Raw genomic sequence first — 21,413 nt, forward strand, 5'->3', positions numbered from 1 at the left:
CGTCTGGGGCCCAGGGGGCCGGGTTCCGGGGGCCGGGTTCGGGGCCGGGGCCCAGGGGGGCCTGGCCCAGGCGGCCTGGCCCCGAGAGAGGCCGGGCCCCCGCGGATCGGGCCCCCGCGGGCCGGGGAAGGCCCGACCCGCGGGGGGCCTGCGCGGCAAGAGGCGGTGAAGGCGGCCGGCGGGAACGGTCAGCGGTAGATGAGGAGTTCCCGCTCCCTCGCGCCCCACAGTTCGTACCGCGTCCGCACCAGCGGGCGGCCCGAGTAGAGGCGGATCAGGGTCGCCGCGTCGCCCGTGTAGCGGGCCGGAGGGCGGTCGGGGATCTCGTTGCCGAGGACGACCGGCGACGGGCGGTCCTCCAGCGCGGCCACCAGACGCGGCGTCTCCCGCTTGCGGCTGGTCACCGCCAGCAGCGGGAGAGCCAGGTCCAGGCTCGCCGCCCCGCAGTACGCGCCCGGTTCGCCGAAGGCCTCCCGGACGTCGCCCGCGTGGACCCACTCGCCCAGCGCCACCGCGTCCAGCGTCCCGTCCGACGTCTCCGCGATCACCGGACCCGCCTCCGAGAAGCCCCGCTCCAGCTCGTCCAGGATCCGTCCCAGCGGCCAGGACTCCCGCTCGGCGACATCGGCCGCGTTCGCGTCCGGCAGGAAGACGCCCTCCTCCAGGCGGCCTTCGACGATCCGGACGAGGGCCGCCCCGCAGTGGGCCAGCACCTCCCGGACCGTCCAGCCCGGGCAGGCCGTCCGCAGGTCGAAGAACTCCTCCGGCGTACGGCGCAACAGCGGCATCAGCGCGTCCCGTTCCGTCCGCAGCAGACGGTCCGGGAGCCATGGATCGCGGACCATCAGTAGCGGTAGTGGTCCGGCTTGTACGGGCCCTCGACCTCGACGCCGATGTAGGCGGCCTGCTCGGGGCGGAGGGTCGTCAGCTTCACACCGAGCGCATCCAGGTGGAGGCGGGCGACCTTCTCGTCGAGGTGCTTGGGCAGCACGTACACGTCGGTCGGGTACTGCTCCGGCTTGGTGAAGAGCTCGATCTGGGCCAGGGTCTGGTCCGCGAAGGAGTTCGACATCACGAACGACGGGTGCCCGGTCGCGTTGCCCAGGTTCAGCAGCCGGCCCTCGGACAGCACGATGACGACCTTGCCGTCGGGGAACGTCCAGGTGTGGACCTGCGGCTTGACCTCGTCCTTCACGATCCCCGGGATCCGGGCGAGACCGGCCATGTCGATCTCGTTGTCGAAGTGGCCGATGTTCCCGACGATCGCCTGGTGCTTCATCCTGGCGATGTCCGACGCCATGATGATGTCCTTGTTGCCGGTCGTGGTGATGAAGATGTCGGCCGTCTCCACCACATCGTCCAGCGTCGCGACCTGGTAACCGTCCATCGCCGCCTGCAGCGCACAGATCGGGTCGATCTCCGTGACGATCACCCGGGCACCCTGGCCGCGCAGCGACTCAGCGCAGCCCTTGCCCACATCGCCGTAACCGCACACGACGGCGGTCTTGCCGCCGATCAGCACATCCGTGGCGCGGTTGATGCCGTCGATCAGCGAGTGGCGGCAGCCGTACTTGTTGTCGAACTTCGACTTCGTCACGGCGTCGTTCACATTGATCGCCGGGAAGAGCAGCCGGCCCTCGCGGTGCATCTCGTACAGACGGTGGACACCGGTCGTGGTCTCCTCCGTCACGCCGCGGATCTCCGACGCCATCGCCGCCCAGTCGAGCGTCGAGCGCCCCAACAGCTGAAGGACGACCCGCAGTTCGTCGTTGTCCGCCGTCGACGGGTCCGGCACTGCCCCCGCCTTCTGGTACTCCACACCCTTGTGGACAAGAAGCGTGGCGTCGCCGCCGTCGTCCAGGATCATGTTGGGGCCGACGGCGTCCGGCCAGGTCAGCGCCTGCTCCGTACACCACCAGTACTCCTCGAGGGTCTCGCCCTTCCAGGCGAACACCGGAATACCGGCGGCGGCGATCGCGGCGGCCGCGTGGTCCTGGGTGGAGTAGATGTTGCAGGACACCCACCGCACCTGCGCGCCCAGCGCGACGAGGGTCTCGATCAGGACGGCCGTCTGCACGGTCATGTGCAGCGAGCCGGTGATCCGCGCGCCGGCCAGCGGCTGCGCGTCCGCGTACTCGCGACGGATCGACATCAGGCCCGGCATCTCGTGCTCGGCCAGCGTGATCTCCTTGCGGCCGAACTCCGCCAGGCCGATGTCGGCGACCTTGTAGTCCGTGAAGCCCGTGAACTCAGACATGAACAACGCTCCTTGACGCGTGAATCGTGCGATGGATTTCGAGGGCCGCCGTCGATCTGTTCAACGTGATGTAGTGCAGGCCCGGCGCCCCTTCGTCGAGCAGCCGCAGGCCCATCGCGGTCGCATGCTCGACACCGATCCGGTACGCCGCGGCCGGATCGTCCCTGGCGGACTCCAGCCGGTGCGCCAGGTCCTCCGGGAACGCGGCGTCGCTCAGTTCGGCGAACCGGCGGATCTGTCGGACGTCGGTCGCCGGCATGATCTCCGGAATGATCGGGATGTCACAGCCGGCCGCCGCGACCCGGTCCCGCAGCCGGAGATAGTCCTCGGGGTCGAAGAACATCTGCGTGATGGCGTAGTCGGCGCCCGCCCGGCACTTCGCGACGAAGTGCGCGAGGTCGCTCGCGGGGTCCGGCGACCGCGGATGGCCTTCGGGGAAGGCCGCCACCCCGATCCGGAAGTCGCCCGAGGACCGCACCAGCTCGATCAGTTCGTACGCGTACGTGAGCCCCTGCGGGTGCGGCGTCCAGGCGCCGCGCGGATCGCCCGGAGGGTCGCCGCGCAGCACGAGCACGTCCCGTACCCCCGCGTCGGCGTAGGCGCCGATGATGGCCCGCAGCTCCTTCACCGAGTGGCCGACCGCCGTCAGATGAGCGACGGGGCGCAGGGTCGTCTCCGCGACGATCCGCTTCGTGACCTCGATGGTGCGGTCGCGGGACGAGCCGCCGGCGCCGTACGTCACCGAGACGAAGTCGGGCGCGAGCGCCTCCACCCGCCGGATCGCGTCCCACAGCACCGTCTCTCCGCGCTCGCTCTTGGGCGGGAAGAACTCGAAGGAGAACGTCACCGCCGGCCTCCCGCGTTGAAGTAGCTCGCCTCCGGGTGGTGGACGACGATCGCGTCCGTCGACTGCTCGGGGTGCAGCTGGTACTCCTCCGACAGCTCGACGCCGATCCGCTCCGGACGCAGCAGCTCGGCGATCTTCGCCCGGTCCTCCAGGTCCGGGCAGGCGGGGTAGCCGAGCGAGTAGCGGCAGCCCCGGTACTCGGTGCGCAGCATCCCCTCGATGCCCGCGGGCTCCGAGGCTCCCGCGATGCCCCACTCCTCGCGCACCCGCGCGTGCCAGTACTCGGCCAACGCCTCGGCCAACTGCACGGACAGCCCGTGCAGTTCGAGGTAGTCGCGGTAGCGGTCGGCGGCGAAGAGCCGTGCGGTCTCCTCGCCGATCCGGGAGCCGACCGTCACCACCTGCAGGGCCAGGACGTCGACCTCGCCGGAGTCCTCGGCGCGGAAGAAGTCGGCGAGGCAGAGGCGGCGGCCCCGCTGCTGGCGGGGGAAGGAGAAGCGGGTCCGCTCGCCTCCCTCCTCGTCCAGGACGATCAGGTCGTCGCCCTTGGACACACAGGGGAAGTAGCCGTGGACCACGGCCGCTTCGAGGAGGTGGTCCGTCTGGAGCCGGTCCAGCAGGCCGCGCAGCCGCGGCCGGCCCTCCGACTCGATGGTGCCGGCGTCCTTCAGGCCCCACTGGCCCTTGAAGAGCGCGCCCTCGTCGAGCCAGGAGGCGTACTCGGCGAGCTGAATGCCCCGGGTGACGCGGGTGCCGAGGAACGGCGGCTCGGGGACGGGGTGGTCGGTGGCCACGTCCGAGCGGCCGGCCGGCTCCGGCTCCCGTACGTCCAGGACGGGCGCCTCCCGGCGGGGCACCCGCCGCTGCTTCAGCTCGGGCAGTACGGCTCCGCGAACGCCCCGCTTGATCCCCATCAGGGCGTCCATCAGCCGCAGGCCCTCGAAGGCGTCCCGGGCGTAGCGGACCTCGCCCTGGTAGATCTCGTGGAGGTCCTGCTCGACGTAGGCGCGGGTCAGGGCGGCGCCGCCCAGGATCACCGGGAACCGCTCGGCCAGCCCGCGGCCGTTGAGCTCCTCCAGGTTCTCCTTCATGATCACCGTGGACTTGACCAGCAGTCCGGACATGCCGATCACATCGGCCCGGTGCTCCTCGGCCGCCTCCAGGATCGCGGAGACGGGCTGCTTGATCCCGATGTTGACGACGTTGTAGCCGTTGTTGGACAGGATGATGTCGACGAGGTTCTTCCCGATGTCGTGGACATCGCCCCGGACGGTCGCGAGGACGATGGTGCCCTTGCCCTCGTCGTCCGTCTTCTCCATGTGGGGTTCGAGGTACGCCACGGCCGTCTTCATGACCTCGGCGGACTGGAGCACGAACGGCAGCTGCATCCGGCCGGAGCCGAACAGCTCACCGACCGTCTTCATGCCCTCCAGCAGGGTGTCGTTGACGATGTCCAGAGCGGGGCGCGACTCCAGCGCCTCCTCCAGGTCCGCCTCCAAGCCGTTCTTCTCGCCGTCGACGATCCGCGCCCGCAGCCGTTCCTCCAGCGGCAGCGCGAGCAGCTCCTCGGCCCTGCCGGCCTTCAGGGACTTCGCGGTGGCGCCCTCGAAGAGCTCCAGCAGGCGCTGGAGCGGGTCGTACCCCTCCCGCCTGCGGTCGTGGATCAGATCGAGGGCGACCTCGACCTGCTCCGGTTCCAGCCGCGCGATCGGCAGGATCTTCGACGCGTGCACGATCGCCGAATCGAGACCGGCCTTCACGCACTCGTCGAGGAAGACCGAGTTCAGCACGATCCGCGCCGCCGGGTTGAGCCCGAAGGAGATGTTGGAGAGCCCCAGCGTGGTCTGCACCTCGGGATGGCGGCGCTTGAGCTCGCGGATCGCCTCGATCGTGTGGAGGCCGTCCTTGCGGGACTCCTCCTGCCCGGTACAGATCGTGAACGTCAGGCAGTCGATCAGGATGTCGGACTCCCTGATCCCCCACTTCCCGGTGAGATCGGCGATGAGCCGCTCGGCGATAGCGACCTTCGCCTCGACCGTCCTGGCCTGGCCCTCCTCGTCGATGGTCAGCGCCATCAGCGCCGCCCCGTGCTCCCTGGCGAGCGCCGTGACCCGCGCGAACCGCGACTCGGGCCCGTCGCCGTCCTCGTAGTTGACGGAGTTGATCACCGCCCGTCCGCCGATCTTCTCCAGCCCGGCCCGCAGCACCTCGATCTCGGTGGAGTCGAGGACGATCGGCAGGGTGGACGCGGTCGCGAAACGGCCGGCCAGCTCGGCCATGTCGGCCGCGCCGTCCCGCCCCACGTAGTCCACGCACAGGTCGAGCAGGTGCGCGCCCTCGCGGATCTGGTCGCGGGCCATCTCCACGCAGTCGTCCCAGCGGCCCTCCAGCATCGCCTCGCGGAACTTCTTCGAGCCGTTGGCGTTGGTCCGCTCCCCGATGGCCAAGTAGGACGCGTCCTGGCGGAACGGGACGTGGCTGTAGAGCGAGGACGCGCCCGGCTCCGCGACCGGGGTGCGCGCCGGCACCGCCGCGCCCCGGACCCGGTCCACGACCGCCCGCAGGTGCTCCGGGGTCGTACCGCAGCAGCCGCCGACGAGCGCCGGACCGTACTCACGGACGAAACGCTCCTGGGCGTCGGCCAGTTCGGCCGGCGAGAGCGGATAGTGGGCGCCGTCCTTGCCGAGGACGGGCAGCCCGGCGTTCGGCATGACCGACAGCGCGACACCGGCGTGCCGGGAGAGGTAGCGCAGGTGCTCGGCCATCTCGGCGGGCCCCGTCGCACAGTTCAGCCCGATCATGTCGATGCCGAGCGGCTCCAGGGCGGAGAGCGCCGCCCCGATCTCCGAGCCCAGCAGCATCGTCCCGGTCGTCTCCACCGTCACCTGGACGATCAGCGGCAGATCGAGTCCGCACCACTCCAGGGCCCGGCGGGCGCCGATGACGGCCGCCTTCGTCTGCAGCAGGTCCTGCGAGGTCTCGATCAGCAGGGCGTCCGCGCCGCCGCGGATCAGTCCCTCGGCGTTCTGCTGGTACGCCTCCCTCAGCGGCTCGTACGTGATGTGGCCGAGCGTCGGCAGCTTGGTGCCGGGGCCCATGGAGCCGAGCACCCAGCGGGGGCGGCCGTCGGCGGCCGTGTGGGCGTCGGCGGTGGTACGGGCGATCCGGGCGCCGGCCTCGGACAGCTCGTACACCTGGTTCTCGATGCCGTACTCGGCGAGCGCCGCCAGGTTCGCGCCGAAGGTGTTGGTCTCGACGCAGTCCACGCCGACGGCGAAGTAGGCGTCGTGGACGGAGGCTACGATGTCCGGCCGCGTCAGGTTCAGGATCTCGTTGCAGCCCTCCAGGTTCTGGAAGTCGTCCATCGACGGGTCGGCGGCCTGGAGCATCGTGCCCATCGCCCCGTCGGCCACCACGACCCTGGTGGCGAACTCGTCCCGCAGCGACCGCCTCACCTCGGCCTCCTCATGACAGCCCTCATGACAGTCCCCCCAGATGAGTCACCAGCGACGCCGTGCACCCGAGCCCGTACGTCGTCCTGATCCGGTCCAGCAGGGGCTCCCGGTGCAGCCGGTACTCCTGCGTCCCCACGTAGTCGAGTACGGTCGCGGCCACCGCGCAGCCGAGCTGCGCCGCGCACCGCTCCGGCACGCCCCACGCCGTCCCGGCGAGGAACCCGGCGCGGAAGGCGTCCCCGACCCCGGTCGGGTCGACGACCCCCGCGACCTCCACCGCCGGCACGGCCAGCGGCTCGCGGCCCTCGCCCCGGATGCGGACACCCGCCGCGCCGTGGGTGGTGACCCAGGAGCCGACGCGGCGCAGGATCTCCGCCTCCGACCAGCCCGACTTCTCACCCAGCAGGGCCGTCTCGTACTCGTTGGTGAACAGCCATCGCGCGCCGTCCACCAGCTCCCGCACCTCGTCCCGGCCGAGCCGCGCGAGCTGCTGCGACGGGTCGGCGGCGAACGGGATCCCGAGCTCGCGGCAGGTGCGGGTGTGCCGGAGCATGGCCTCGGGGTCGTCCGGGGAGACCAGGACCAGATCCAGCCGCCCGGCCCGGGCGACGACGTCCCGCAGATCGATCGCGCGGGCCTCCGACATCGCCCCGGCGTAGAAGGTGGCGATCTGGTTCTGCGCCCGGTCGGTGGTACAGACGAACCGGGCGGTGTGGAGCGACTCGCTGACGCGCACCGAGTCGGTGTCCACACCGTGGTCCTTCAGCCAGACCCGGTACGGCTCGAAATCGGAGCCGACCGCGCCCACGAGGACCGGCCGCAGTCCGAGCACCCCGAGCCCGAAGGCGATGTTCGCTGCCACTCCGCCGCGCCTGACCTCCAGGTTGTCGGCGAGGAACGACAGGGAGACCCGGTCCAGCCGGTCCGCGAGCAGCTGCTCCGTGAACCAGCCGGGGAAGGTCATCAGATGGTCGGTCGCGATGGATCCCGTGACAGCGATACGCATGGCCCTAGACCCCCTCCCCTTTTCGCGCCGCCTTCTTCAGGGCGTCCACGCGGTCCGTGCGCTCCCAGGTGAAGACCGGGAGTTCGCGGCCGAAGTGGCCGTACGCGGACGTCTGCGCGTAGATCGGGCGCTTGAGGTCCAGGTCGCGGATGATCGCGGCCGGCCGCAGGTCGAAGACCTGGCTGACGGCGTCCTGGATGGCCTCGTCGGACAGGGTGCCCGTGCCGAAGGTCTCCACGAACAGTCCGACGGGCTCCGCCTTGCCGATCGCGTACGCGACCTGCACCTCGCAGCGCCTGGCCAGGCCCGCCGCGACGACGTTCTTGGCGACCCAGCGCATCGCGTAGGCGGCCGAGCGGTCCACCTTGGACGGGTCCTTGCCCGAGAAGGCGCCGCCGCCGTGGCGGGCCATGCCGCCGTACGTGTCGATGATGATCTTCCGGCCGGTCAGGCCGGCGTCACCCATCGGGCCGCCGACCTCGAAGCGGCCGGTCGGGTTGACGAGCAGCCGGTAGCCGTCCGACTCCAGGTTGACGCCCTCCTCGGCGAGCGCCTTCAGCTCGGCCTCGACGACGAACTCCCGGATGTCGGGCGTGAGCAGCCCCTCGACGCTGATGTCGGCCGCGTGCTGCGAGGAGACCACCACCGTGTCGAGGCGGACCGGGCGGTCGCCGTCGTACTCGATGGTCACCTGCGTCTTGCCGTCGGGCCGCAGGTACGGCACGGTGCCGTTCTTGCGGACCTCGGTCAGCCGGCGCGCGAGGCGGTGGGCCAGCGCGATCGGCAGCGGCATCAGCTCGGCCGTGTCGTCGCAGGCGTAGCCGAACATCAGGCCCTGGTCGCCGGCGCCCTGGGCGTCGAGCGCGTCCGGGTCCTCACCCGCGGCCCGCCCCTCGACCCGGGTCTCGTACGCCGTGTCCACCCCCTGCGCGATGTCCGGCGACTGGGAGCCGATGGAGACCGACACCCCGCAGGAGGCGCCGTCGAAGCCCTTGGCGGAGGAGTCGTAGCCGATGTCGAGGATCGCCTCGCGCACCAGCTTCGCTATCGGGGCGTACGCGGTGGTGGTGACCTCGCCCGCGACGTGGACGAGTCCGGTGGTGAGCAGGGTCTCGACGGCGACCCGCGCGTGCGGGTCCTCGGCGAGCAGCGCGTCGAGGACGGTGTCGCTGATCCGGTCGGCGATCTTGTCGGGGTGGCCCTCGGTCACCGACTCGGAGGTGAACAGGCGGCGGCTGCTCATGCCTGGCCCACCTCCGCCCCGGTCTTCGCGAAGAAGTGGGTGTCGATCGCCGCGAGGGTCCGGATGGCGTCGACCTCCAGGGTCTCCATCTGGATGGACTGCCCGCTCTCCTGCTCCAGCAGGAAGACGAACTCGACGAAGGACAGCGAGTCGATGAGCCGGTTCTCGATCAGGTCGAGGTCGGGCGCGATGTCGTCGCGCTCGGGGTGACGGTCGAGGATCCAGCTCTTCACCTGCTGCAGGCCGTCGGCCATGGTGGGGCTCCTTGTCAATGGTGTACGGAAGGGGTGGGGGGCGCGACGATGATCGGGGCGGCCACCGCGACCGCGTAGTCCACGTCGTGGCTGATGGACACGGTGATCTCGGTGATGCCGGACGCGGCGGCCATCTCGGCGGCCGACCGGTGCAGCTCCACCAGCGGCCAGCCGCCTTCGGAGCGCCGTACGACGATGTCCGGCCAGGGCAGGAACCTGCCCCGGACCCGCAGGGTCTTGAAGGCCGCCTCCTTGGCCGCGATCCGCCCGCACAGGCTCATCACGTCGAGCCCGGAGGAGGTGCGGCAGTCGGCGAGTTCGCCGGGGGTGAGCATCCGCTCGAAGAACGTCTCGCCGTACTCGGCGAGGAGTCGGCGGACACGGTTGACGGACACGATGTCCATGCCGAGGTTCGCCCAGCCCAGGCCGCCCGCCGGCGGGGCGACGGGTCGGGCCGGCACGTCAGATCACCGGCCCTGCCGCCACGCTCGCGTCGGCCCGGGTGCGGGCGTTCGCGTCGAGGACCGCCTGCGTGGCCGCTTCCCAGCTGCCGTGGCGCCGGGTCAGCGCGGACAGCCAGCGCTCCAGGCCGAAGGCGACACAGCTGGTGAAGGCGGGGCCGCCGCTGGAGGTGAGCGTGATGTCGCAGCGCTCGCCGAAGAAGTTGCGGTGCGTGTTGACCGAGGCGATCGCCAGGTCCTCGTACAGGAACTCGTGCTTCACCGGCGTGAGTCGCTGCAGCAGCGCCTTGGATCCGCCCTTGTCGAAGAACGGGTCGCAGGCGGCCTCCCTGCGCAGGGGCAGGTCGAGCGCCTCGGCGAAGGCCTGGACGCGGGCGGTGAAGTCCGTCAGATGGGTCTCGGCGTGCTCCCGCGCCCCGATGGCGACGATCTCGCGCATGCGGAAGCCGAGTTGGCGCCGCATGCCCTCGTAGTGGGTCTCCTTGCGGAAGCACCAGGAGCAGACGGTCACCAGCGTGTCGTCGGCGACCTGCTGGCCCTGGTGGTCGAGGTAGACGGCGTAGCAGGACGCCGAGGGCAGTCCGAGCGCGGCGGGTTCGAGCGCGTCGCACGGAAAGCAGCCGGTGTCGGTGCAGAAGGCCGAACTCTCGCGGCGCTCCAGGTCGAGCGGGGCGGCGACGACGGCCTGGTGGGGGAAGTTGTCGTAGTAGTCGAGCCGGGCGAGGTCGGCGGCCGGCAGCAGCGGGGGCATGGTCATCGGGCGGGCGCCCGCGGCCACTCCCCAGCTCTCGAAGGTGTCGTCGAGGAGCCGCAGCAGGGCGGTCGCCTCGGGTCCGAGGGAGGGCAGGCCCCTCGTCTCCCCGACGTTCGCGGGGGTCGTCACGGTCATGATCTCTTCACCTCTCGGGTGGGAGCGCGCTCAGACGACGGGCAGGGTGTCGTCGGAGAAGATCCCGGTCTTCAGGAAGAAGGCGAGCGGCTTGCGGATCGCCTTGCGCTCGTGGGGGCGGCGGCGCTCGTCGGCGACCAGCGCGTTGCGCAGGGCGAGCGGGTCGGCGATGCCGGCGTCGCGGTAGACGTGCGGGTTGTAGAGGGAGTTGACGCTGTAGACGACGTACCGCTTGAGGTACTCCTCCACCTCGGCGACCCGCTCGGCGGGGACGGCCTCCCGCATCCGGGTGAAGAGCAGCGAGACGAGTTCGCGGCCGAACGCGATGTGGCGGGACTCGTCCTGGTGGTGGATGCGGTTGACCTCGCGGATGGTGTGGCACAGGGAGTCGTCCTGGGCCATCCGCATGTTGTAGTGGTCGACGAGCTCCTCGAAGAAGAGGATGCGGGCGAAGACGAGGAAGTTCTCGACCTCCGGCTCCCAGGCGGAGTCGGCGCGCATCGCGGTGGAGCCGTAGATCTTGTTGCCGTAGCGGCGGCAGAACTCGGCGAAGAACCACATGTGTTCGTTCTCTTCACCGATGAAGTGGTGGAAGAAGTCCGAGGGGACCTCGAAGCCGGGCATGTGGATACGGCCGACGACCTCGATGAGCAGTTCGCGGATGCCGTGCACATTGAGGCTGTAGAAGTTGACGCTCTCCCACTTGGAGAGGCGCTGAATGGTTTCCTCGCCGAGCTCGTCGTAGTACGGGGTGCCGTACACGGTGAGCAGTTCGGGGGTCATCCAGAGCTGCTTCTCCTCCAGCTGCTCGGGCCAGTCGAACTGCTGGTACGGGTTGTAGTACTCCTCGATCGAGCGGGAGCTGAGCCGCTCCAGGACCTCCAGGAAGCGGTCGCTGACGGGCAGGGGGGCGGTGACGCCCATGGTGGACTCCTTTTCTCTTGAGGCTCGGTTCGCCTCCGGGCGCCTCTTGCGTGTGTCGACGGTCGATCGTGCTCGGTCCCTCGTTCCTCGGGACCTGTGCGCGTTCTCCCTTTCGACACCCGCGGCGCCCTTCGGCTCACTCGCCCTCGGGCGCACGGGGTGGAGGTGAGGGCCTCGGGGTGCGGGGACCCGGGCGCTCAGGGCCGGACTTCGTAGACCGCGTTGACCGGGGTCTCGGTGGCGCGACGCCAGCGGGTGAAGCCGGCCTCCTCGGCGATGGCGCGGAAGGCCTTCTCGCCCGAGTGGTTGCCGAGCGCGTGCGGTCCGCGCTGGGCGACCGCGACGGGCAGGCACATCACGGCCGACAGGGCCATGAACATCCGGGCGGCCGGGGTGTTGGTGTCGATGTCGGCGGGCGACACGTTCGACTCGACGAGCATCCAGGTGCCGTCCGCGTCCAGGGACTTGTGGACGTGCTGGGCGGCGGCGACCGGGTCGCCCATGTCGTGCAGGGCGTTGAAGAAGGTGACCAGGTCGTAGCCGGTGCCGGGGTAGTCGTCGGCCGAGGCGACCTCGAAGACGACCCGGTCGGACAGGCCGGCGTCCTCGGCGAGCTGCCGGGCGATGGCGATGGCCTCTTCGGAGTAGTCGAAGCCGTGCACGGTGGCCTGCGGGAACGCCCGGGCGATCAGCAGCGTGGTGTGGCCGACGCCGCAGCCGACGTCGGCGACGGTGCCGCCGGCGGCGAGCTTGTCGGTGACCTCGTGCAGGGCGGGCAGCCAGTCCGGGACGAGCTTGTGCTCGTAGGTCGGCTGGAAGAAGGAGCCCATGCCGGTGTCCAGGGCCGCGTCGTGCTCGGCCCAGCCGACGCCGTCCCCGGTGCGGTACGCGTCGACGAGCAGGTCCTCGGTGGCGTACAGCGCCTTGAGCGCGGTGAAGAACCCGGCGGCGAAGGTGACGGACTTCGGATCGGCGAGGACCTCGACGTGGTCGGCCGGGAGCGTGTACGTGGCGGCGCTCGGGTGGCGCTCGACGTAGCCGGCGGAGAGCTGGGCGTGCAGCCACTCCTCGATGTACCGCTCGTTCGTGCCGGTCTTCTCGGCGAGCCGGGCGGCGGTCAGCGGGCCGTGCTCGGCGAGGCACTTGTAGAGGCCGAGCCGCTCGCCGAGGGCGACGGTCAGCCCGCGGACGGCCGCGCCGGCGTCGGTGATGACCTTCTGGTGGAAGTCGTGGGCGCTCATGCGGGTTTCTCCTCACGGGTCGGGGGGCCGGTCACGCCTCGGGGGCCGGCCCCACGGGCGGGACTCACGCGGCGACGCCCGTGCCGGCGCCGGACGGACCCGGCAGGTCGCAGGTGAACAGGAAGGACCTCGGTACGCGCGGCACGCTGCGCGGCGGGACCGGGTAGGGCCAGCGGTCGAAGTCGGCGCCGTCCTCACCGGGCTGCTTGACCTCGCGTACGTCCCAGCCGCAGGCGGCGAGCAGCGCCTCGGGCTCCTCGGTGCCGAAGAGCCACGGGTTGCCGTCCTCGCGCAGCGCGTTGAGGAAGGGGCGGGAGAGCGGGTTCTCCAGGGCGGCCCTGGAGATGACGTCGCCGAGCAGCACGGAGCCGGGAGCGGCGTGCGCGGAGAGCGTCGAGATGAGGGTCCGTACGGCGTCCTCGGGCAGGAAGAACAGCAGCCCCTCGACCACCCACAGGACGGGCTCCTCGCTGCGCCAGCCGGCCTCCTTCAGGGGGCCGGTCCAGTCCTGGGTGAGGTCGACCGGGACGGTGACCCTGGTGCGGCCGGCCGGCGCGGGCTCGTCGCTGAGCATCTTCGCCTTGGCCTCCAGGAGCGCCGGGCGGTCGAGCTCGTAGACGGTGACGCCGTCGGGCCAGGGCAGACGGAAGAAGCGGGTGTCCATGCCGGCGGCGAGGAAGACGACCTGGCGTATGCCCCGCTCCTCCACCGCCTTGACGATGGCCCGGTCCAGGTAGGTGGTGCGGATGGCGAGGAACGGCACGGTGCCGGCCCCGGCGTAGCGCTCGAGCAGCTCGAAGCCGATCCGGTCGGCGACGGTGCGCGCGTAGGGATCGGCGAACAGCCGGTCCTCGCGCTCGGTCTCCAGGGCGCGCGCGGCGGCGGTCCACTGGGCGGTGCGGGATACGGCCTCCACAGGAGGTCCCCCTTCACTTGGTGTGGGAAGAATGCGGACGGCCGTGCTCAGGCCATGACCCGTGCACAGGCGACGGGGTCCTCGGCCGCGGGCATCGACGACAGATGCTCGGCCTCGGATCCGGCAGGACGGCGTCGGAAGATGCTGTGCAGGATCATGCTGAACACGGCCGTCCCGTCGGCGGCCACGAGCGTGCACCGCGGTTTGACGGTGCCGGTGGCGGGATTGAACGGCGACGGGGTGGCGCCGAGGATCTCCACGCGGGCGGTGAGGACGTCCCCCGGCCGCACGGGCCGCAGATAGCGGACCTCGTCGATGCCGGGCGAGCCCATGCAGACGCTGTAGGCGAGCAGTCCGTCCACGTAGCGCCGCATGAACATCGCCTGCGTGTGGAAGCCGCTGGCGATCAGTCCGCCGAACGGCGAACGCGCGGCGAGTTCCTGGTCGGTGTGGAAGGGCTGCGGATCGAAGCGCCTGCCGAACTCCAGCACCTCCTCCGTCGTGACGGTGACGGTGCCCAGCTCATGGACGTCGCCGGGCCGGAAGTCCTCGAAGTAGCGCATCGCGCGCCCCCCTTGACCTAGGAGTGGTCGTTTCCTGGCATCACCCAATCTACGAACGACCCATTTATTTTGTCAACCCAAAAGAAGCCTCATGCGAGGGCCTGTTCGATGTCGTCCCACAGGTCCTCGACCCCCTCGATGCCGACCGACATCCGCACCAGGCCCCCGGCTATGCCGGCCGCCTCCAGCGCGGCGGCGTCCAGTTCACGGTGGGAGGTGGACGCGGGGTGGGTCACCAGCGTCTCGACCCCGCCGAGCGAGAGGGCGAGCTGCGCGACCCGTACGCGCTCGATGAAGGCCCGTCCCGCCTCCCGGCCGCCCGCCAGCTCGAAGGAGAGCAGCCCGCCGCCGCCGGAGAGCACCTTGCGCGCGGTGGCGTACGAGGGGTGGTCCGCGAGCCACGGGTAGTGGACAGCCGCCACGTCGGGGTGGGCCGCGAGCCGTTCGGCGAGGACGGCCGCGTTGGCGCAGTGCTCCCGCATCCGCAGCGGCAGCGTCGCCACCCCGCGCAGGGTCAGCCAAGCGGCGAACGGGTCGGCGCAGGCGCCCAGTTCGACCGTCCGGGGCCACACCGCACGCCGCAGCTCGTCGTCGGCGAAGACCGCCGCGCCCCCCAGGACGTCGGAGTGCCCGGCGAGGTACTTGGTGGTGGAGTGCACGACGATGTCGGCGCCCAGCTCCAGGGGGCGGCACAGCACGGGTGAGGCGAGCGAGTTGTCGACGACGGACCGGACGCCCATCCGGCGGGCCGCGGCCAACAGACCGGGCAGATCCGGCACCTGGCCGGTGGGGTTGGCGATGGTCTCCAGGACCATGAGGCGGGTACGGGGGCTTTGCGCGGCCTCCTCGAACGCGGCCGGGTCGTCACCGGAGACGTACACCACCTGGATCCCGTACCGCTCGGACAGGTCGGAGAGGACCGCGTACGTCCCGCCGTACAGACACCGCTGCGCCACCACCCGGTCGCCGGGCCGCAGCAGGGCGAGCAGGACACCGCTGATCGCCCCCATGCCGGACGCGAACGCGAGGGCCGACGCCCCGCCCTCCAGGCCGGCGAGGGTCTTCTCCAGCGCCCGTACGGTGGGATTGCCGCGCCTGCTGTACGCGTACGGGCCGTCCGGCCCCGCCATCGCCCCGGCGAGCCCGTCGGCGGAGTCGAAGGCGAAGGCCGAGGACTGCACGAGCGGGACGGAGAGGGGGCGACTGCCGGGCGGGGAGGGCTCGTTGACGACGTGCACGGCGCGCGTGCTGATGTCCATCTCTCTTCTCCTTCACGGGAACGGAAAAAGGGGTCGCCCGATGTCCGGGGCGGACATCGGGCGACCCCTGGGCGGGGCGTTTCACACGGTGGCCGTCTCGCCCTGCGGGGCGGAGGAGGCGGACGCGTCGGGGGCGCCCGCGAGGGCCTTGTCGCTCTTCATGACGAGGAGCGTGATGACACCACCGGCGGCGGCGATGACCGCGGCGCCGATGAAGGCGGCGGAGAAGCCGTCGGTGAGCGCCGGGAGGTTGCCCAGCTGGTCGGCTCCCTGCGACATGGCGAGCGCGGTCAGCGCGGCCAGGCCGAGGGCGGAGCCGACGTTGTAGGTGGTGTTGACGATGCCGGAGGCGAGACCGGCCTGCTCCTGCGGGGCGCCGGACATCGCGGCGATCATCGCGGGGATGTAGGCGAGGGACATGCCGAGCGCGGCGACCAGCGAGGCGGGCAGGACGTCGACCAGGAAGGAGCCGGTCGGCGGGACGGCCGCCAGCCAGACCAGACCGGCCGCGAGGACCAGCAGACCACCGGCGATCAGCGGCTTGGCACCGAACTTGCCCATGAGCCGGGCGGTGATGGCCGTCATGAAGATCATCAGCAGGACGGTCATCGGGAGCAGCGCGGCGCCGGAGGCGAAGGCCCCGTAGCCGAGAACCTGCTGCAGGTAGAGGTTGAGGAAGTACCACATCGGGATCCAGGCGGCGCCCAGCAGCGTCATGGCCAGGTTGGCCGAGCCGAGGCGCGGGACCCGCCAGACGCTGAGCGGCATGAGCGGCTCGCGGATGGACTTCTGGATCACGAAGAAGAGGACGAGCAGGGCGGCGGCGCCGACCAGCTCCAGGATCGTGGCGGTGGCCCCCCAGCCGACCTCGGGGGCCCGGACCACGGCGAACACGGCGAGCGCGAGGCCGGCGGTGACGGCGACCGCGCCGAGGATGTCGACGGAACCACGACGGGACTCGACGGCCGGGAGCAGCTTGGTCGCGGCCAGGGTGGCGAGGCCGATCGGGATGTAGATGATGAAGACCCACTGCCAGCTCATCCACTCGGTGAAGACGCCACCGAGGAAGACACCCGCGGTACCGCCCGCCGGGGCGGCGGCGCCGTAGAGCGCCATCGCCTTGCCGAGCTCCTTCGGGTCGTGCATGAAGAGCATCATCAGCAGGGTCATGGCGGAGGGCGCGATCAGCGCACCGCCGACGCCCTGGACGGCGCGGCCGACGATCTCGACCCAGGCGGTCTGCGCGGCGGCGGCGACGACCGAGCCGGCGATCATGATCGCCCAGCCGGAGACGAAGATCTTGCGGGCGCCGACGAGGTCGGAGAGGCGGCCGCCGAGGAGCAGGAGTCCGCCGAAGACGATGACGTAGGCGTTGAAGATCCACTGGAGCTCGCTCTGCGAGAAGCCCAGGTCCTTCTGCATCTCGGGGAGCGCGACCCCGATGATCGAGGTGTCCATGATGACCATGAACTGGGCGGCGGCGAGCACGACAAGTGCCCACCAGCGCCGGGGATTGACGGTTGACATTGCCCTGCTCCTTCTCTCGCACATACCCCTAGGGGGTACCTTGCGCAGCACCGTAGCATACCCATGGGGGGTATGTAAGTCCGTAGGTAAGAGCGAGGTAAGGACACGACCGGAGACGGGCACTCCGGGGGGGCAGAATGCCCCCATGACCACCGAAGAGGAGCACGACCTCCTCCAGCGCTGGACCTCGACCCTGCTCGCGGCCCGAGCCGGCCGCGAGGGCCCGGACCCCGCCCCGTACGGCCGGAACCTGCTCGCGCGCTGGGCCGAGCCGCAGCGCAGGTACCACACGGTCGAGCACCTACGGGCGGTCCTCGACCGGATCGACGAACTCGCCTCCACGGCAGCAGAGTTGGAGCTCGTCCGACTGGCCGCCTGGTTCCACGACGCGGTCTACCGCCCGGACCGGTCCGAAAACGAGGAACGCTCGGCGACCCTGGCCGAGAAGGCCCTCACCGAGGCGGGCCTCGCCGACCGCGAGGTGGCGGAGGTGGCCCGCCTGGTCCGCCTGACGGTCACCCACGACCCGGCGGAGGGCGACCTCAACGGCGAGGTGCTCTGCGACGCCGACCTGGCCATCCTGGCGAGCGGCACAGACACCTATAGGGGGTATGCGTCCGCGGTCCGGGAGGAGTACGGCTTCGTCCCGGACGACGCCTTCCGGGAGGGCCGGGCCGCGGTGCTCCGGCAGCTGCTGTCGCTCCCGCGGCTGTTCCGTACGGCACACGGAGCAGCGGCCTGGGAGGCGTCGGCGCGCCGGAACCTGGAACGGGAGCTGACGACACTGACGACGTGACAGCGCCGACGACACTGACGGCGGACTGGCCCGCCCCCGGCCGTCCCAGAGAGACCTGGACGCCGTCCGTGCCCCTTACGACCCGTACCGTCCCGTATGACGAGACGACGGCGGAGAGGGGAATGTCAGGCACAAACCCCCCGTTGACCCATGTCATGCCGTCTTCGCCTGCCGAGCCCACGACCGAGCACTCCACCGAGCCCACGACGTCCGGCCGCACCCGCATGCCCCTGGCCGTCTACATCCTCGGGCTCTCCGTCTTCGCGCTCGGCACGAGCGAATTCATGCTCTCCGGCCTTCTGCCACCCATCGCCGACGACATGAACGTCTCCATCTCCCGCGCCGGCCTCCTCATCTCGGCCTTCGCGATCGGCATGGTCGTCGGCGCCCCGCTGCTCGCCGTCGCGACCCTGCGACTCCCCCGCAAGACGACCCTGGTCGCCCTGATCACCGTCTTCGGCCTCGGCCAGGTCGCCGGTGCCCTCGCGCCGAACTACGGCGTGCTCTTCGCCTCCAGGATCGTGAGCGCGCTCGCCTGCGCCGGGTTCTGGGCGGTCGGCGCCGCCGTCGCCATCGCCATGGTCCCGGTGGGCGCCCGCGCCCGCGCGATGGCGGTCATGATCGGCGGCCTCTCCATCGCCAACGTCCTCGGCGTCCCGGCGGGCGCCTTCCTCGGCGAGCACCTCGGCTGGCGCTCCGCCTTCTGGGCGGTCGCCGCGGCCTCCGCGATCGCGCTCGTCGGCGTCATGACCCGCATCCCGCACATCCCGGTCCCGGAGACGAAGCCGCGGCTCAAGCGCGAGCTGGTGATCTACCGCGACCGCCAGGTGCTGCTCTCGATCGTGATCACCGCACTCGCCGCAGGCGGCATCTTCTGCGCGTTCTCCTACCTCGCGCCGGTGATCACGGACGTCGCCGGGATCGACACCCGGTGGGTGTCCGCGATCCTCGGTCTCTTCGGCATCGGCGCGCTGATCGGTACGTACATCGGCGGCCGGGTCGCCGACGCCCACCTCTTCGGGGTCCTGCTCAGCGGCATCACCGCCTCGACCGTCTTCCTGATCGCCCTGGCCCTCTTCGCCTCCAGCCCGGTCGCGGTCGTCGCCCTCTCCTTCCTCCTCGGCGTCTCGGCCTTCTACACCGCCCCCGCCCTCAACGCCCGCATGTTCAACGTGGCCGGCGCCGCTCCGACCCTCGCCGGCGCCACGACCACGGCCGCGTTCAACCTGGGCAACACCGCGGGCCCCTGGTTCGGCGGCACGGTCATCGACGCGGACCTCGGCTTCGCTGCGACGGCCTGGGCGGGAGCGGCGATGACCGCGGTGGCGCTGGCGACCGTCGCGCTCGCCCTGCGCCTGAGCCGCCGCAAGCCGGGGGGCAGCCACATCGTGAGCCGGGGCGCGGTCGCGTCCGCCGAACGGGTCGAGTCCTCCCGCTGACCCACCGCCCGCCCGGCAGGATCGGCAGGATCGGCAGGATCGGCAGGACACGCCCTATGCGGAGACCACGCCCTATGCCGAGATCACGCCCTGCACCAGCCGCGTCATGAGCGGTGACGGCTCGACCGCCAACTCCCGGTGCAGCAGGCGCCGATACTCCTTGTAACGCTTCACCGCGCAGGCCCTGTTGCCCTCGGCGAGATGAATCTCTATCAGGATGCGCTGCGCCGTCTCCCGTATCGGGTCGATCTCCGCGGCGGTCAGCGCCGTCTGGAACGCGGCCAGGTACTCCCCGTCCCGCTGCAGCCGCTGGGCCACGCTCTCCAGCGCGTGCAGCCGCACGTGGTCCCAGCGCTCGCGCTCCAGTACGAGCCACTCGTCCTGCCAACGGGGCAGCAGCTCCTCGCCGAGCGTGGCGACGAGCGACTCGGGGTCCGCGGGCGGCGGGCCGTCCCCGACGGCGTCCTGGGCCAGGCTCCGTACGGCCCGCAGGTCGACCTCGACCAGGGGCGCGAGACGCAGCCGGTGATCCACGCACTCCACCGTGGTCACCTGACCCGCGCGCCGCCCGTGGCACAGGGCGGTCCGGAGGTTCGCGGAAGCTCTGCTCGGGCTGCAGTCGGGCCACAGCCGCTCGGCTGCCGCCCCCCTGTACACGCCGGGCGGGTGCAACGCGAGAAGCGCCAACAGGCGTTGTGCCCCTGAGGGGAGGGGGATGCGGCATCCGGCGTACGAGAGCTCGAAGGCACCGAGCAGTTCGAGGTATACGCCGTTCGATGACACACCCCTCACTCTGCAACCGGCCGCTGGATCACGCATCCGCGCATGCCCCTGTCATACGCCCTGATTCCCCGTCGACAGCGGGCTCCCCGACCCGTCCGGCACATTCGTCGGGCTCACCGTCCGGCCCGCCTGTCCACCGCGCTGACCGGCGGCCCCGACGACTCGGAGGACGTCCCGGAAATGGTCCGGAAACGGTCTGCCGACGCCGTTTGCACATTCCGGGTGACGGAGCGCCGACGGGGCCGACGGAAGGTCTGAACGAAAGCCTTTCCGCACGCGGTGCCCACAGGCACGGAAAGCGGGTCCGGGATGAAGCCTCGGGCGGTCCTCGGAGAACTCAGCGCACGGCGCGACGAGCCGTTCGGCGATCCACGCGTCTGCGTGGCACTGCTCGACGGGCCCGTGGACCTGTCCCACCCCTGCTTCGCGGGCGCGGATCTGACGCGTCTGGACACGCTGGTGCAGGAGCCCGCCGGGCAGGGACCCATGTCCCTGCATGGGACCCATGTCGCCAGCCTCCTCTTCGGCGTCCCGGGCAGCCTCGTCAGCGGGCTCGTCCCCCGCTGCCGCGGCCTGATCCTGCCGGTCTTCCGCGACGACGGCGACGGCCGGGTGCCGCAGCTGGACCTGGCCCGCGCCATCGAGCGTGCCGTCGACGAGGGCGCGCACGTCATCAACATCAGCGGCGGCGAACGGGCCGCTGACGGGCAACCCGATCAGCTCCTCGCCCGGGCTCTGCGGCTCTGCGAGGACCACGGCGTCCTGGTCGTGTCCGCCGTCGGGAACGACGGTTCCGACACCGTCCAGGTACCGGCCGCCGACCCCTCCGTCCTGGCCGTCGGCGCCACCGGTGCCGACGGCCGGCCGCTCGACATCAGCAACTGGGGTGCTACCTACCGCACCCACGGGATCCTCGCCCCCGGCCAGGACATCGAGGGCGCCGCGCCCCAGGGCGGCCTGGCCTCCCTGACGGGAAGCAGTTTCGCCACGCCGCTCGTCGCCGGCACCGCGGCGCTGCTCGTCGCGGCCCAGTCGGCCGCCGGAGGCGTGGCGGACCCGAGGGCCGCCGGGCAGGCCCTGCTCGCGACGGCCACCACCCCCGCCGACTGCGCCGATCCCGACGCCCCGGCCTGCCGGCGCGGGCTCGGCGGCAGCCTCGACGCCCCCCGGGCGTACGCCCTCATCACCAGGAAAGAGGAGACAGCCGTGACCACTCCCGCAGCCGCTTCCGCCCCCGTACCGCAGGGGGCCCCGGCACCGTACGAGAACCCCACGCCGTACGGGACCCCCGCACCGCACGCGACCCCCGCACCACAGGAGGCGGTCGCCCCGGCAGTCGCCCCCGCGGTCGCCCCGGCCGGTTACGAGACCTCCGCCCCGGCCGCCACTCCGACGGCCTATGGGAGTCCCGCCACACCCGTGGCTGCACCCCCCGTACCCCCCGTACCCCCCGCCGCACCACCCGCACCCGCCGTCGCACCGGCCGCGGCCGCCGCACCGCAAGCGTCGCCTCCCCCCGCGCCCGCACCCGCGCCTCCGCCCCCCCCGTCCCC

The 21,413-nt window shown here is 71.4% G+C and carries 19 protein-coding genes; 3 read left to right on the top strand and 16 right to left on the bottom strand.

Annotated elements, in window-relative coordinates; all coding sequences use genetic code 11:
- Positions 1 to 188 precede the first annotated feature (188 nt).
- The 15 genes from J7E93_RS26875 to J7E93_RS26945 form a co-directional block, all read right to left on the bottom strand.
- Positions 189 to 845: a maleylpyruvate isomerase family mycothiol-dependent enzyme gene (locus J7E93_RS26875; RefSeq protein ID WP_215072540.1), complete on the bottom strand. Its 657-nt coding sequence runs from the start codon at positions 843 to 845 to the stop codon at positions 189 to 191.
- Positions 845 to 2,257, bottom strand: coding sequence for an adenosylhomocysteinase (gene ahcY / locus J7E93_RS26880; RefSeq protein WP_215072541.1), 1,413 nt, complete (start codon positions 2,255 to 2,257; stop codon positions 845 to 847). Before ahcY ends, J7E93_RS26875 begins: the two co-directional genes overlap by 1 nt.
- Complete coding sequence (gene metF / locus J7E93_RS26885; RefSeq protein ID WP_215072542.1) at positions 2,250 to 3,104, bottom strand: methylenetetrahydrofolate reductase [NAD(P)H]; 855 nt, start codon at positions 3,102 to 3,104, stop codon at positions 2,250 to 2,252. The genes ahcY and metF overlap by 8 nt, the downstream gene beginning before the upstream one ends.
- On the bottom strand, positions 3,101 to 6,559 hold the full coding sequence (gene metH, locus J7E93_RS26890; RefSeq protein ID WP_215072543.1) for a methionine synthase: 3,459 nt from the start codon (positions 6,557 to 6,559) through the stop codon (positions 3,101 to 3,103). Before metH ends, metF begins: the two co-directional genes overlap by 4 nt.
- A gap of 22 nt (positions 6,560 to 6,581) precedes the next feature.
- On the bottom strand, positions 6,582 to 7,565 hold the full coding sequence (locus J7E93_RS26895; RefSeq protein WP_215072544.1) for a carbohydrate kinase family protein: 984 nt from the start codon (positions 7,563 to 7,565) through the stop codon (positions 6,582 to 6,584).
- Between the two features lie 4 nt (positions 7,566 to 7,569).
- Complete coding sequence (gene metK, locus J7E93_RS26900) at positions 7,570 to 8,808, bottom strand: methionine adenosyltransferase (RefSeq protein ID WP_215072545.1); 1,239 nt, start codon at positions 8,806 to 8,808, stop codon at positions 7,570 to 7,572.
- The gene (locus tag J7E93_RS26905; protein ID WP_215072546.1) at positions 8,805 to 9,062 is read right to left on the bottom strand and encodes an acyl carrier protein; all 258 of its coding nucleotides are present in this window, start codon (positions 9,060 to 9,062) and stop codon (positions 8,805 to 8,807) included. The genes metK and J7E93_RS26905 overlap by 4 nt, the downstream gene beginning before the upstream one ends.
- 14 nt (positions 9,063 to 9,076) lie before the next feature.
- Positions 9,077 to 9,523: a holo-ACP synthase gene (gene acpS / locus J7E93_RS26910; protein WP_215072547.1), complete on the bottom strand. Its 447-nt coding sequence runs from the start codon at positions 9,521 to 9,523 to the stop codon at positions 9,077 to 9,079.
- Position 9,524: 1 nt separating this feature from the next.
- Positions 9,525 to 10,412, bottom strand: a complete 888-nt coding sequence (locus tag J7E93_RS26915; protein ID WP_215072548.1) for a hypothetical protein — start codon at positions 10,410 to 10,412, stop codon at positions 9,525 to 9,527.
- 30 nt (positions 10,413 to 10,442) lie between these two features.
- Positions 10,443 to 11,336: a diiron oxygenase gene (locus tag J7E93_RS26920; protein WP_215072549.1), complete on the bottom strand. Its 894-nt coding sequence runs from the start codon at positions 11,334 to 11,336 to the stop codon at positions 10,443 to 10,445.
- A gap of 197 nt (positions 11,337 to 11,533) precedes the next feature.
- On the bottom strand, positions 11,534 to 12,577 hold the full coding sequence (locus J7E93_RS26925; RefSeq protein WP_215072550.1) for a trans-aconitate 2-methyltransferase: 1,044 nt from the start codon (positions 12,575 to 12,577) through the stop codon (positions 11,534 to 11,536).
- Between the two features lie 64 nt (positions 12,578 to 12,641).
- Complete coding sequence (locus tag J7E93_RS26930) at positions 12,642 to 13,493, bottom strand: SAM-dependent methyltransferase (RefSeq protein ID WP_215072551.1); 852 nt, start codon at positions 13,491 to 13,493, stop codon at positions 12,642 to 12,644.
- Positions 13,494 to 13,540: 47 nt separating this feature from the next.
- Positions 13,541 to 14,056, bottom strand: a complete 516-nt coding sequence (locus J7E93_RS26935; RefSeq protein WP_215072552.1) for a MaoC family dehydratase — start codon at positions 14,054 to 14,056, stop codon at positions 13,541 to 13,543.
- An 89-nt stretch (positions 14,057 to 14,145) separates the two neighbouring features.
- Positions 14,146 to 15,315: a PLP-dependent aspartate aminotransferase family protein gene (locus J7E93_RS26940; protein WP_215072553.1), complete on the bottom strand. Its 1,170-nt coding sequence runs from the start codon at positions 15,313 to 15,315 to the stop codon at positions 14,146 to 14,148.
- Between the two features lie 81 nt (positions 15,316 to 15,396).
- The gene (locus J7E93_RS26945) at positions 15,397 to 16,842 is read right to left on the bottom strand and encodes an MFS transporter (RefSeq protein WP_215072554.1); all 1,446 of its coding nucleotides are present in this window, start codon (positions 16,840 to 16,842) and stop codon (positions 15,397 to 15,399) included.
- A gap of 145 nt (positions 16,843 to 16,987) precedes the next feature.
- Here J7E93_RS26945 and J7E93_RS26950 point away from each other — a divergent pair, with 145 nt between their 5' ends.
- Positions 16,988 to 17,638, top strand: coding sequence for a hypothetical protein (locus J7E93_RS26950; protein WP_215072555.1), 651 nt, complete (start codon positions 16,988 to 16,990; stop codon positions 17,636 to 17,638).
- Positions 17,639 to 17,862: 224 nt separating this feature from the next.
- Positions 17,863 to 19,077, top strand: coding sequence for a Cmx/CmrA family chloramphenicol efflux MFS transporter (locus J7E93_RS26955; RefSeq protein ID WP_215072559.1), 1,215 nt, complete (start codon positions 17,863 to 17,865; stop codon positions 19,075 to 19,077).
- Between the two features lie 72 nt (positions 19,078 to 19,149).
- Here the strand turns inward: J7E93_RS26955 and J7E93_RS38160 are convergent, their stop codons facing one another.
- Entirely contained in the window at positions 19,150 to 19,611 is a 462-nt protein-coding gene (locus J7E93_RS38160; RefSeq protein WP_215072556.1) for a bacterial transcriptional activator domain-containing protein, read from the bottom strand.
- A 558-nt stretch (positions 19,612 to 20,169) separates the two neighbouring features.
- Here J7E93_RS38160 and J7E93_RS26965 point away from each other — a divergent pair.
- Positions 20,170 to 21,413, top strand: a 1,244-nt coding sequence (locus J7E93_RS26965) for a S8 family serine peptidase (protein ID WP_215072557.1), incomplete at its 3' end; no start/stop codon positions are given.

The sequence above is a fragment of the Streptomyces sp. ISL-36 genome (assembly GCF_018614205.1).
In the GTDB taxonomy this organism is placed as follows: domain Bacteria; phylum Actinomycetota; class Actinomycetes; order Streptomycetales; family Streptomycetaceae; genus Streptomyces.